The organism is Streptomyces cinnamoneus (assembly GCF_002939475.1).
Classification (GTDB): domain Bacteria; phylum Actinomycetota; class Actinomycetes; order Streptomycetales; family Streptomycetaceae; genus Streptomyces; species Streptomyces cinnamoneus_A.
Window position 1 is genome coordinate 5,294,996 of the sequence record NZ_PKFQ01000001.1, and the last position, 12,245, is coordinate 5,307,240.

At 73.1% G+C, this 12,245-nt stretch carries 12 protein-coding genes; 7 read left to right on the forward strand and 5 right to left on the reverse strand.

The features are described 5' to 3' along the window. Positions 1-9: 9 nt before the first annotated feature. Complete coding sequence (locus CYQ11_RS23735) at positions 10-807, reverse strand: VOC family protein (RefSeq protein WP_099202379.1); 798 nt, start codon at positions 805-807, stop codon at positions 10-12. A 185-nt stretch (positions 808-992) separates the two neighbouring features. Between CYQ11_RS23735 and CYQ11_RS23740 the strand changes: the two genes are divergently transcribed. Further along, entirely contained in the window at positions 993-1,832 is an 840-nt protein-coding gene (locus tag CYQ11_RS23740) for a sulfurtransferase (RefSeq protein ID WP_099202381.1), read from the forward strand. Positions 1,833-1,853: 21 nt separating this feature from the next. On the opposite strand, the gene sepH is transcribed toward CYQ11_RS23740, so the two are convergent. Then, positions 1,854-2,945, reverse strand: coding sequence for a septation protein SepH (sepH, locus tag CYQ11_RS23745; protein WP_099202383.1), 1,092 nt, complete (start codon positions 2,943-2,945; stop codon positions 1,854-1,856). A 403-nt stretch (positions 2,946-3,348) separates the two neighbouring features. On the opposite strand from sepH, the gene CYQ11_RS23750 reads away from it, so the two are divergent. After that, a complete protein-coding gene (locus tag CYQ11_RS23750; protein WP_181143764.1) occupies positions 3,349-4,359 on the forward strand; it encodes a hypothetical protein in 1,011 nt (336 codons plus the stop codon). Positions 4,360-4,390: 31 nt separating this feature from the next. Here the strand turns inward: CYQ11_RS23750 and CYQ11_RS23755 are convergent, their stop codons facing one another. Both CYQ11_RS23755 and CYQ11_RS23760 read right to left on the reverse strand, forming a co-directional pair. Then, entirely contained in the window at positions 4,391-5,716 is a 1,326-nt protein-coding gene (locus CYQ11_RS23755) for a D-arabinono-1,4-lactone oxidase (RefSeq protein ID WP_099202387.1), read from the reverse strand. Further along, the gene (locus CYQ11_RS23760; protein ID WP_099202389.1) at positions 5,670-6,920 is read right to left on the reverse strand and encodes an MFS transporter; all 1,251 of its coding nucleotides are present in this window, start codon (positions 6,918-6,920) and stop codon (positions 5,670-5,672) included. Before CYQ11_RS23760 ends, CYQ11_RS23755 begins: the two co-directional genes overlap by 47 nt. A gap of 144 nt (positions 6,921-7,064) precedes the next feature. On the opposite strand from CYQ11_RS23760, the gene CYQ11_RS23765 reads away from it, so the two are divergent. After that, the gene (locus tag CYQ11_RS23765; protein WP_099202390.1) at positions 7,065-8,192 is read left to right on the forward strand and encodes a ferrochelatase; all 1,128 of its coding nucleotides are present in this window, start codon (positions 7,065-7,067) and stop codon (positions 8,190-8,192) included. A gap of 14 nt (positions 8,193-8,206) precedes the next feature. Beyond that, positions 8,207-9,019: an inositol monophosphatase family protein gene (locus CYQ11_RS23770; protein ID WP_240003676.1), complete on the forward strand. Its 813-nt coding sequence runs from the start codon at positions 8,207-8,209 to the stop codon at positions 9,017-9,019. A 101-nt stretch (positions 9,020-9,120) separates the two neighbouring features. On the opposite strand, the gene CYQ11_RS29735 is transcribed toward CYQ11_RS23770, so the two are convergent. After that, entirely contained in the window at positions 9,121-9,288 is a 168-nt protein-coding gene (locus CYQ11_RS29735) for a hypothetical protein (RefSeq protein ID WP_181143765.1), read from the reverse strand. 298 nt (positions 9,289-9,586) lie between these two features. Here CYQ11_RS29735 and CYQ11_RS23775 point away from each other — a divergent pair, with 298 nt between their 5' ends. The 3 genes from CYQ11_RS23775 to CYQ11_RS23785 all read left to right on the forward strand — a co-directional run bounded on the left by CYQ11_RS23775 (position 9,587) and on the right by CYQ11_RS23785 (position 12,232). Beyond that, a complete protein-coding gene (locus CYQ11_RS23775; protein ID WP_099202391.1) occupies positions 9,587-10,240 on the forward strand; it encodes a response regulator transcription factor in 654 nt (217 codons plus the stop codon). A 6-nt stretch (positions 10,241-10,246) separates the two neighbouring features. After that, positions 10,247-11,527: a sensor histidine kinase gene (locus CYQ11_RS23780; protein ID WP_099202392.1), complete on the forward strand. Its 1,281-nt coding sequence runs from the start codon at positions 10,247-10,249 to the stop codon at positions 11,525-11,527. Between the two features lie 408 nt (positions 11,528-11,935). Further along, positions 11,936-12,232 carry a DUF4193 domain-containing protein gene (locus tag CYQ11_RS23785; protein ID WP_099202393.1) on the forward strand — a complete coding sequence of 99 codons (297 nt, stop codon included), beginning with the start codon at positions 11,936-11,938 and terminating at the stop codon, positions 12,230-12,232. The last annotated feature ends 13 nt before the right edge of the window (positions 12,233-12,245 follow it).

A 12,245-nucleotide genomic window follows, 5' to 3' on the forward strand; every position in this document is an offset into this window, starting at 1 on the left:
GCGGACCGGTCAGGGCTCCGTCCGCACCAGCGTGAAGACCGCCCCCTCCGGGTCCGCGACCGTCACCGCCGTGCCGGCCGACGTCCCGTGCGGGGCGTCGAGCACGCGCCCGCCCAGCTCCGTGACCCGCCGGGCCGCGGCGGCGGGATCCGCCACCGCGAAGTACGTCATCCAGTGCGGACTGCGCAGCTCGGGCCCCACGCCCTTGATCGCGGCGACCGGTCGCCCCTTCACGTACAGCGTGTGCGTCTCCGCCCCGACCGAGCCGGTGGCCTTGGTCTCGTAGCCGAACAGGCCGCGGTAGAACTTCAGCACGGTGGACGCCTCATGGGTCACCAGTTCGTGCCAGACGGGTGTGCCGGGCGTACCCACCCGCCGCGGACCGGGGAAGGCCTGCCCCTGCCACACGCCGAAGAGCGCGCCCGCAGGGTCGGCCGCCAGGACGAGGCGGCCCGCCTCCTCGGCCGCCAGCGGGCCCACGCCGACCGTGCCGCCGGCGCAGTGGATCCAGTCCGCGCACACATCCGCGTCGTCGCTCGCCAGATAGGTGGTCCACGCGCCCGCGAGTTGACGGTCCGGCGGCAGGCCCCCGATTCCGGCCACGTCGCGGCCGTCGAGCGTGGCCCGTACATACGGGCCCAGTTGGCGCGGGCCGGGGCTGTAGTACGACCAGCCGAACAGCCCGCTGTAGAACTCCTCGATGGCCTCCAGGTCGTGCACCAGCAGGCTGGTCCAGCAAGGAGTGCCCGGTGTGTGGCGCCGGGTCTCCTCCTCGCGCGGCTCGGAGGATCCCCATACCTCGGTCATCGTCACTCTCTCCTCGGGCCGACGTGCTCGGACCATCGTGGGTGGTTCCCGGGTTCCGGCAGGAGCATGCCCTAGTTCGCGTTCCGCATCGGTGACCGCGTCGTCGCCGTCCAGTATCGATCAGCATCGCGGCGTCTGGCCAGGGGGCCGTTCGGCGCAACGGCGACTACGTCAGGATGGGGGACATGGACGCCATCATCAGCGCAACGCAATGGGCGAGCGAGTCGGCTGGGGAGCGGCCGCCGACCCTCCTGGACATCCGCTGGCAGCTCGGGGGACCGCCGGGACGGCCGGAGTACGAGGCCGGGCACATCCCCGGGGCGGTGTACGTGGACCTCGACACGGAACTCGCGGGGCCGGCGGGGCGCCGGGGCCGTCATCCCCTGCCGGACACCGGGGAGTTCGGCGCCGCCATGCGCCGGGCGGGGGTGTGCGCGGACCGTCCGGTCGTCGTCTACGACGGCGGTCAGGGCTGGGCGGCCGCCCGTGCCTGGTGGTTGCTGCGCTGGGCGGGTCACCGGGACGTACGCGTCCTGGACGGCGGGCTCGCGGCGTGGACCGCGCGGGGCGGCGAACTGGCGTCCGGGGCGGCGAAGCCGGTGACGGAGGGCGACTTCACGCCGTCCCCCGGCGCGCTGCCGCTCCTGGACGCGGACGGTGCGGCGGCGCTGGCGCGCCGGGGCGTGCTGCTCGACGCGCGGGCGGGGGAGCGCTACCGCGGAGAGGTGGAACCGATCGACCCGGTCGCCGGCCACATCCCCGGTGCGGTCTCGGCGCCCACGACGGAGAACGTGACGGCTGACGGCCACTTCCGGCCGCCGGGCGAACTCGCCGGGCGGTTCGCCGCTCTGGGCGCGGTGCCCGGCGCGGAGGTCGGGGTCTACTGCGGCTCCGGGGTCTCCGGTGCGCACGAGGTGCTGGCGCTGGCGGTGGCGGGCGTTCCGGCGGCGCTGTACGCGGGGTCGTGGAGCGAGTGGTCGGCCGACCCGCAGCGTCCGGTGGCGACGGGGGCGCAGCCGGGCTGACGCCCGGCCACGGCCCCGCCCTCAGTCCTGTTTCTTGCGGCGGGTGCCGAAGACGATCTCGTCCCAGCTGGGGACCGCCGCGCGCCGGCCGGGGCGGACGCCGTCCGCCTCGGCCTGGCGGTCGGTGGTGCCGATCAGGCGGTCGCGGTGACCGGCCACCGAGCGCGGCATCAGCACGTCCGCGTACGCGGAGCCCGCGCTCGCTGCCGGAGCCGGCGGCTCCGCGACGTCGGCCTCCTCGGCCGCCGGGTCGGAGGCCGGCGGGGGGACCGTGGGCGTGGTGTCGGGGACGACCATGTCGCCCCGGAAGCTGGGCACCGCTTCGAGCAGGCTCGTCAGCGAGTCCCGCTCCTTCTCCCGGGGACCCGGGTCCTCCGGCGAGGAGGCCGCGGAGGGTACCTCCGCCTCGGTGGGAGCGGTCTGCCGGTCGGCCGACCGGTCCAGCGGCCGGTCGCGGGGCAGGCGGGCGATCCGCGGCACGAACGGGAAGCTGGGCTCGGGCGTGTCGTCGGTCTCGCCGATCAGCGCCCGCGCCTCGTCGTCCAGCGCCTGTACGATCCGGCGCGGCGGGTCGTACGTCCAGCTCGCCGCGCGCGGCTCACCGGAGGCGCGGTAGACGAGCAGGACCTCCCAGGTGCCGTCGTCGCGGCGCCAGGAGTCCCACTGCGCGGTGTCCTTGTCGGCTCCGCGCAGGACCAGGCGTTCCGCGACGGCCTCGCCGAGCGGTGGGCCGCCGGCGTTCTCGCCGGGGCGTCGTACGGGTGTCTTGCGGGCCCGCTCGGCCATGAAGGCGCGTTCGGCGAGCACGGGGCCCTCGAACCGCCGGACCCGCTCCACGGGGATGCCCGCGAGCTGCGCGACCTCCTCCGCCGACGCTCCGGCCCGGATGCGGGCCTGGATGTCGCGGGGGCGGAGGTGGCTCTCCACCTCGATCTCGATCTGGCCGAGACGCGCACGGTCGTTGCGCACGGCGGCACGCAGCCGCTCGTCGATGGGAAGCGTGTACTCCGTGCTGTCCGCAGCTTTGAGCACCAGCCGTGTGCCGTCGTTGGAGACTGCCACGACACGCAGTTCGGGCATGGGGACCTCCCGGGTGGTGCCTGCCGACGTCACCTGCGTCGCTGCTTCCGCTAGTCGAGTGTGGCCTGCCCGGGTAGCAGCCTGCCACAACATTGCCGAGTTGACGGGGCGAGAGCCGCCCGGGCCCCTTTACCCGTTGGATCCGGGCGACCGGACGGGATGATTGGGGCCAGGGCTCGCCACAGTACTCCATTCGGGCCACTGGGCGTGGATCGGCGCGCCAGCGAAGTTCACCGGGACAAGAGAGTTGAAATGCGCCCCTTGAGGGGGGTGCCTGTCCCTTGCGTGGTGAAGTTCACACAATCGCCTGATTCGGAACTGTTCGTTAGGCTCGAATGTCTCTTCTGGCTACAAGAGGGACTGAAGGGACCAACAGAGGCTGGAGATGGACGACAAAGGCGAAAGCGACGCAAAAACCAAGGGCAAGCGCCTTGACTTGAGTGTCGCGCAGGTCGCCGGCAGCGCCCTGGCGGCGGTGGTCGCCGCCCTCCTCGCGGGCAAACTCGGCGTCTACGGCACGGTGATCGGTGCCGGGGTCGTCAGTGTGGTGGCCACCACGGGTGGCACGCTTTTTCACCACCTGTTCAAGCGTACGGGTGAACAGATCCGTGAGGTGACGGTCCAGGGGGAGCCCCGGCTCCGCCAGGTTCCGCTGCGCGAGGCCGGCCGTGCCGTCGGCCGCGCACGCGCCGGCGGCGCTGCTGCGGCCGCCTCGCCCGACGCGGCGGCGCGGGGTCACCGTGCCGCTCCGGACCGTGCGCGCCTCGACGAGACGCGCATGCTGCCGACGGCCGAGGATGCGACGCGACGTCTGCACCAGGCGTCCCAGCCGGGCGCAAGCCCGGCGCAATCAGAGGCGCACGCCGGTGCATACACCGGCGCGCATGATCACGCACGCTTCGACGCGTATCCCGGCGACTACTCCGAGGAGTATTCGCACGGCACGACCCACGGCACCCGGCTGCGCGGCTGGAAGCGGCCGCTGCTGGCCGCCGGGGCCGTCTTCGTCCTGGCGATGGGCACGGTGACGGCCGTGGAGCTGGTCTCCGGATCCAGCGCGGACGGCAGCAAGGACGGCACGACGGTCAGCCGCCTGTTCCAGCCGGACAAGCAGGAGGAGAAGCAGGACCCGCCCTCGCACACGCCCGGTCCGCACCACTCGCCCGGCGGCGGCCAGGAGCCCGGCGACGAGCCGACGCCCACCCCCGGCGCCTCGCGGCCCGGCGGCGGGGCGGACGGGCGGTCCCCGAGCCCCGGGCCCTCCTCGTCCTCCGGCGGCGGCTCCCAGCAGTCGCCGGGTCCGACGCCCGCCCCCAGCGGGTCGCCGGACGGCGGCAAGGGCACCGACGAGGGCAAGGGCGGCCCGTCCGGCGCCCCGGCGACCGGGTCCGCCCCGCCGCCGCAGGGCCAGAACGCCGCGGCGGGCACGGGTACCACCACCTCCTAGGGGCGCCCGGACCCGCGGGCCGGGCGCGGGGTCACTCGCCCAGGACGCGCCGCAGGTAGTCGTTGCCGAAGACGCGGTGCGGGTCCAGCCGGTCCCGCACCGCGGCGAACTCCCCGAAGCGGGGGTAGACCCCGGCCAGGTACTCCGCGTCGCGGCTGTGCAGCTTGCCCCAGTGGGGCCGGCCCCCGTGGGCCAGCATGATCTGCTCGGCGGCGGTGAAGTACGCCCGGTGCGGAGTGCCCCGGTACATGTGCACCGCGATGTAGGCGGTGTCCCGCCCGGAGGCGGTGGACAGCGGGATGTCGTCCGCCGGGGCGGTCCGGACCTCCACGGGGAAGCCGATCCGCAGTCCCTTGCGTTCGATCATCGCCCGCAGCTCCCGCAGAGCCGCCGTGGCCGCGGCCCGCGGCAGGGCGTACTCCATCTCCAGGAAGCGGACCCTGCGGGGGCTGGTGAAGACCCTGTGCGGCACGTCCGTGTAGGTGCGGGCCGACAGGGCGCGGCTGGAGAGCCTGGCGATGCCGGGGACGGCGGCGGGCACGGCCCGGCCGAGCGCGCACACGGCCCCGAACAGCCCGTTGGAGAGCAGTTCGTCCTCCACCCAGGCGCTGACGCGGCCGGCCGGCGCGGCGGGGCCGGCGCTGCGGTTGTTGCGCTTGGTGGTGCAGCTGTCGGTGTGGGGGAACCAGTAGAACTCGAAGTGCTCGTTTTCGGCGACCAGTTGTTCGAATTCGCTCGTCACCCGGCCGAAGGGCATCGGCTCCTCCCGGGCCCTGAGCAGGAACTCCGGCTCCACCGCGAAGGTGAGGGCGGTGATCACGCCCAGCGCGCCGAGCCCCACCCGGGCCGCGGCGAAGACGTCCGGGTTCTCGACCGCCGAGCAGGTGAGCACCGAGCCGTCGGCCGTCACCAGCTCCAGGCCGCGGAGCTGGGCGGCGATCGCCCCCGAGTCGCGGCCCGTGCCGTGGGTGCCGGTGCTGACGGCCCCGGAGACCGTCTGCTCCATGATGTCGCCCATGTTCGTCAGCGACAGGCCGCGGGCGGACAACGTCTCGTTCAGCCGCCGGAGCGTGGTGCCCGCGGCGACCGTGACCGTACCGGCGTCGCGGTCGACCGCCCGGACGCCCGTCAGCCGCTCGGGCCGTATCAGCAGGCCGTCCGTGGCGGCGGCGGTGGTGAAGGAGTGGCCGGTGCCCACGGCCTTCACCTTCAGGCCGTCCGCGGCGGCCCGGGCGACCGCCTCCGCCAGCTCCTCCGTCGTGGCCGGGGCGACGGTCCCCGCCGGCCGGACCGTGACGTTCCCCGCCCAGTTACGCCATGCACCGCTCGCTCGCGCCGTCCGTGTCGTCGCCGTCATCCCTGACAACCCCCACCCGCTCAGGCGCCGGCCGGAGCCGGCGGTACCCGAGGAACGCGCCGGCGGCCGCGAGCACTCCCGCCGCGCCGGGCACCGTGTACCCCGCTGCGGCACCGGAGGCGTCCACCACCCAGCCGGCGGCGGACGAGCCCAGCGCCACGCCGACCGCGAGCCCGGTGCTCGTCCAGGTCATGCCCTCGGTCAGCTTCGCGCGCGGTACGTACTGCTCGACGAGGGCCATGGTGGTGACCATCGTCGGCGCGATGGACAGGCCCGCGACAAAGAGCGCCACGGCCAGGAACGGCAGGTTCCCGACCAGTTGGAGGGGGATCATACTCACGGCCATCGCACACACGCCCAGAACCCAGCGGCGGGCGGGATCGCCCTTCAGGTGCAGCAGCCCGAAGACGGCCCCCGCCAGGCAGGACCCCAGCGCGTACACGGCCAGCACCAGGCTCGACGCGGCCTTGTGGCCCTGCTCCTCGGCGAAGGCCACGGTCACGACGTCCACCGCGCCGAAGATGGCGCCCGTGGCCACGAAGGTCACCACCAGCACCTGGAGCCCCGGCGAGCGGAGCGCGGAACCACCGCCGTGGTCCGCGCGCGGCCGCGGCACGGGCTCCGTGGCCCGCTGCGACGTCAGCCAGAACACCCCGGCCGCCAGGAAGCAGCCGGCCAGCAGCGGGCCCGCCTCGGGGAACCACGCCGTGGACAGCCCGATCGACAGGATCGGCCCGACGATGAAGACCACCTCGTCGATCACCGACTCGGCGGAGTACGCCGTGTGCAGTTCCCGCGGGGAGCCCTCGTACAGCGCCGCCCACCGGGCCCGCACCATGGCGCCGACGCTCGGCACGCAGCCCGTGACCGCGGCGAAGACGAAGAGCGTCCAGTCCGGCCAGCGCTGCTGCGCGCTGAGCAGCAGCCCCGCCACGGCGACGAGCGCGATCACCGTCGCCGGGCGGACCACCCGGCGCTGTCCGTACCGGTCGACCAGCCGCGAGATCTGCGGGCCCACGGCGGCGGCCGAGATTGCGAGCGTCGCGGAGACGGCGCCGGCCAGCCCGTACCGGCCGGTGATCTGCGAGATCATCGTGACGATGCCGATGCCCAGCATGGACAGCGGCATCCGGCCGAGGAAGCCGGCCGCGGAGAAGCCCTTGGCGCCGGGAACGGCGAACACCGCACGGTACGGACTGGACAACGACGGCTCCCAGCGGGTCGGGACGAGGGGATGGGGACGAGGGTGCCGTAAGGGATGTAGGTGGCTGATACAGCTTACGGGGGCACATGCGTGCGGCGCACCGGCATTTCCTGACTGTCAGTGGCTGGTGGCAGGATCGGACGCATGTCGGATCAGCCAGCCCACGCCCCCTACGACGCCCTGCTGTTGCTCTCCTTCGGCGGGCCCGAGGGTCCGGACGACGTGGTCCCGTTCCTGGAGAACGTGACCCGTGGCCGCGGCATCCCCCGCGAGCGGCTCCAGGAGGTCGGGCAGCACTACTTCCTCTTCGGCGGCGTCAGCCCGATCAACGGCCAGAACCGCGAGCTGCTGGCCGCGCTGCGCGCCGAGTTCGCCGCCCACGGCACGGACCTGCCCGTCTACTGGGGCAACCGCAACTGGGCGCCGTACCTGACCGACACCCTGCGCCAGCTCGTGGCCGACGGGCACCGCCGCGTCCTGACCCTGGCCACCAGCGCCTACGCCTCCTACTCCGGCTGCCGGCAGTACCGCGAGAACCTGGCCGACGCGCTGGCCGCGCTGGAGGCCGAGGGGCTGCCCCTGCCGCGCGTCGACAAGCTGCGCCACTACTTCAACCACCCCGGCTTCGTGCGCCCCATGGTCGACGCGACCCTCGCCGCGCTCGCCGAGCTGCCCGAGGAGGCCCGGCAGGGGGCCCACCTCGCCTTCACCACGCACTCCATCCCCACGGCCGCCGCGGACGCCTCCGGTCCGGCCGGGGACCACGGCGACGGCGGCGCGTACGTCGCCGAGCACCTGGACGTCGCCCGCCTGATCGCCGACGCCGTGCGCGCGGAGACCGGCGTCGAGCGGCCCTGGCGCCTGGTCTACCAGTCGCGCAGCGGCGCGCCGCACGTCCCCTGGCTCGAGCCCGACGTCTGCGACCACCTGGAGGCCGTCCGGGCCGAGGGCGCGAGCGGCGTCGTCATGGTGCCGATCGGCTTCGTCTCGGACCACATGGAGGTCAAGTACGACCTCGACACCGAGGCCACGGCCAAGGCGGCCGAGCTGGGCCTGCCGGTGGCGCGGGCCGCCACGGTGGGGGCCGACCCCCGCTTCGCCGCCGCCGTCCGCGAGCTGGTGCTGGAGCGCGCCGCGAGCGAGCGCGGCGAGCGGCCCGAGCGCTGCGCGCTGGGCGCCCTCGGCCCCTCCCACGACCGGTGCCCCGTCGGCTGCTGCCCGGCACGGTCCCCCCGCCCGGCCGCCGCCGGCGCCGACAGCCCGTACGCGTAAGGAGACCCCACCCCGTGAACGACACCCTGAAGGCCGAACTGAAGGCCGAACTGCTGGCCGTGGCCCTCGAAGCGGCCGAGCGCGCCGGCACCCTGCTGCGCGACGGCCGCCCCGCCGACCTGGGCGTGGCCGCCACGAAGACCAGCCCCATCGACGTCGTCACCGAGATGGACATCGCCGCCGAGAAGCTGATCACCGGCTTCCTCGCCGAGCGCCGCCCCGCCGACGGCCTGCTGGGGGAGGAGGGCGCCAGCAGCGAGGGGTCCAGCGGGGTGCGGTGGGTGATCGACCCGATCGACGGCACCGTCAACTACCTCTACGGACTGCCCTCCTGGGCGGTGTCCATCGCCGCCGAGATCGACGGCGAGGCGGTCGTGGGGGTCGTCGCCGCGCCGATGCGCGGGGAGACCTATCGCGCGGTGCTCGGCGAGGGGGCCTTCGCCGGGGACCGGCGACTGGCCGTGCGGCCCACGCCCGCGCTGGAGCAGGCGCTCATCGGCACCGGCTTCGGCTATCTGACCGCCCGGCGGGCCGCTCAGGCGGAGGTGCTGCGCTCCCTGCTGCCCGAGGTGCGCGACATCCGGCGCGGCGGGTCGGCGGCGATCGATCTCTGTGACGTGGCCTGCGGCCGCCTCGACGGGTACTACGAGCGCGGGCTCAACCCCTGGGACTTCGCGGCGGGCGCGCTGATCGCGCGCGAGGCCGGCGCCCTCACCGGCGGCCGGCCCGGGGAGCCCGCGTCCGGCGAGCTGACGGTGGCGGCGCCGCAGGGCCTCTTCGCGCCGCTCCAGGCCCGCCTGGAGGATCTGGGGGCCTGGCACGACTAGGACACGACTGGGGCGCGGCCAGGGCGGCCGCAGCGTCCGTACACGTACACGCACGGGTGCCCCGGCGCGGATCGCGCCGGGGCACCGTCGTGCGGGGAGGGTCAGGCCGCGCTGATGTGCACGCCGTGCTCGGCGGCCAGGCGGTGGAGGTCCTCCAGCTCCGCCTGCTCGACGTCGGCGAGAAAGTCGTCGCCCGTCCGGCGGGCGTGGTCGAGGTCGGACCGGGTGCTCTCTATGCGCTGCAGAATGCCGGCGGTGAACGCGTCCATGGTGCTGGGCCCCCTCGTCGTGGGTAGGCGGCACGGGGGTGTGCCACGGCGAAAACGATCACGAGCATGCTGTTCCGCGTACGCGGAGGCGTACGGGGAAGCGTGATCGCGGGTGTGCAGTCGTCTTCCCCACCCCCGTCCGGTGGGAAACCTACGACCTGCGAGCGATCCGGAATCCCTTCCCACCTGGCCGGCCCCCGCCCCTTACGGCCGGTTTATCGACTTCCGAGGCAGGATGGTGTGACCCACCGGGGTCATCGAGCCTGCCCACAGGGGCACAACAGGAAGGATCAACGCCGTGCGCGTACTCGTCGTCGAGGACGAGCAGCTGCTCGCAGACGCCGTAGCCACCGGACTGCGCCGGGAGGCCATGGCCGTCGACGTCGTGTACGACGGGGCCGCCGCCCTGGAGCGCATCGCCGTCAACGACTACGACGTCATCGTGCTCGACCGGGACCTGCCCGCCGTCCACGGTGACGACGTGTGCCGCAAGGTCGTCGAGCTCGGCATCCCCACCCGCGTCCTGATGCTGACCGCCTCGGGCGACGTCAGCGACCGGGTGGAGGGCCTGGAGATCGGCGCCGACGACTACCTCCCCAAGCCGTTCGCCTTCAGCGAGCTGACGGCGCGCGTGCGGGCCCTGGGCCGGCGCACGACCGTCGCCCTCCCGCCCGTCCTGGAGCGGGCCGGCATCAAGCTCGACCCCAACCGCCGCGAGGTCTTCCGCGACGGCCGGGAGGTCCAGCTGGCGCCGAAGGAGTTCGCCGTGCTGGAGGTGCTCATGCGCAGCGAGGGCGCCGTGGTCTCGGCCGAGCAGCTGCTGGAGAAGGCCTGGGACGAGAACACCGACCCGTTCACCAACGTCGTACGGGTCACGGTCATGACGCTGCGCCGCAAGCTCGGCGAGCCCCCGGTGATCGTCACCGTCCCCGGCTCCGGATACCGGATCTGACCCGCCATGCCTCCCGCCCCCACACCCCCCACGCCCCCGGCCCCCCAGGCGGGCGCCGGGACCACGCTGCCCCCCAAGCCCACCTGGGACCCGCGCCAGCCGGTGGTGCGCCCCTTCCCGTGGCTGCGCCCCACCATCCGCATACGGCTCACCCTGCTCTACGGCGGGATGTTCCTGATGGCCGGCGTGCTGCTGCTGACGATCATCTATCTGCTGGCCGCCAACGCCCTCAACGACGGCAGCCACCCGCTGATCAGGCTGGTGGAGGGTAGTCAGGTCCAGGTCAACGGCAATTCCTGCCCGGGCCTGGCGTCCACCTCCCTCACCCGCGACGACGCCAACCGCATCCTCGGGGACTGCATGGCCGATCAGCGCGCGCGGGCCCTGGAGTCGCTGCTGCGGCGCTCCCTGATGGCGCTCATGGGCCTCGCCGTGATCGCCTTCGCCTTCGGCTACGCCATGGCGGGCCGGGTCCTCTCGCCGCTCGGCAAGATCACCCGCACCGCCCGCCGGGTGGCCGGCACGGACCTGTCCCGGCGCATCGAACTGGGTGGGCCGGACGACGAGTTGAAGGAGCTCTCGGACACCTTCGACGAGATGCTCGACCGCCTGGAACGGGCCTTCACCGCCCAGCAGCGATTCGTGGCCAACGCCTCGCACGAACTGCGCACGCCGCTGGCGATCAACCGCACGCTCCTGGAGGTCACCCTCTCCGATCCCGGCGCCTCCCCGGAGCTGCAGCAGCTCGGCAAGACGCTGCTGGCCACCAACGAGCGCAGCGAGCAGCTCGTGGAGGGCCTGCTGCTGCTCGCCCGCAGCGACAACGAGATCGTCGACCGCAAGCCCGTGGACCTGGCCGAGGTGGCCTCCCGGGCGCTGGACCAGACGCGTTCCGAGGCCCAGACCAAGGGCGTCGAGTTGCGGGGCACCCGTCAGCCCGCGGTGGTCCAGGGCAACGGCGTCCTGCTGGAGCGCATCGCGCTCAACCTCGTGCAGAACGCCGTGCGGTACAACACCCCCGACGGCTGGGTGGAGGTCACGACCCAGACCCAGCCGGGCCAGGCTGTGCTGGTGGTGGAGAACACCGGCCCGGTCGTGCCGGCCTACGAGGTGGACAACATATTCGAGCCGTTCCGCCGGCTGCGCACGGAGCGTACGGGCAGTGACAAGGGCGTGGGTCTGGGACTGTCCATCGTCCGCTCGGTCGCCCGGGCGCACGGCGGGCGGATCACCGCCGAGCCGCGCGAGGGAGGAGGCCTGGTCATGAGGGTCGTGCTGCCCGCGTGAGCGAGGCGTGCGGGACTCTGCGAGAATGGGCGCTCACGGGTTCGCTTTGGGCGGAATTTTCATGGTCCGCCCAGTCCTTTGGATCTGTGTGATCGATCACATGCGCCGAGTTCCGGCCATCTACTCTCCGTGACCGAGGTCCTTCGGGGATCGCCTGAAAAATGGGGGTTTTCGGGGGTCCTGATCACGGGAAGTACACGTGATGGCATGACCGCGCACGGCTTCACGGCCGTGTACGGTCCCCATCGCCACCCATCCCGATCACCTCTTCAGGTGTGCGGTTGGGTGTCGATTGAGTAACAGACCTTGATGTGAGGCAAAATCTCCGCCTCGGGTCGGGCACAAGTCCGGCCTCTCACGCGTTACGTGCGCTGGAGACACCGCAGACACCCAGAGGGGGAGAGCGACATGGCAACGGACTACGACACCCCACGCAAGACCGACGATGACGTCAACGAGGACAGCATCGAGGAACTGAAGTCCCGGCGGAACGACAAGTCGGCCTCGTCGGTCGACATCGACGACTTCGAGGCGGCGGAGGGCATGGAACTGCCCGGCGCCGACCTTTCCAACGAGGAGTTGTCCGTCCGGGTCCTGCCCCGGCAGGCGGACGAGTTCACGTGCATGAGCTGCTTCCTCGTTCACCACCGCAGCCAGCTGGCCGGCGAGAAGAACGGTCAGCCGATCTGCCGCGACTGCGAGTGAGGCGAGGGTCTGC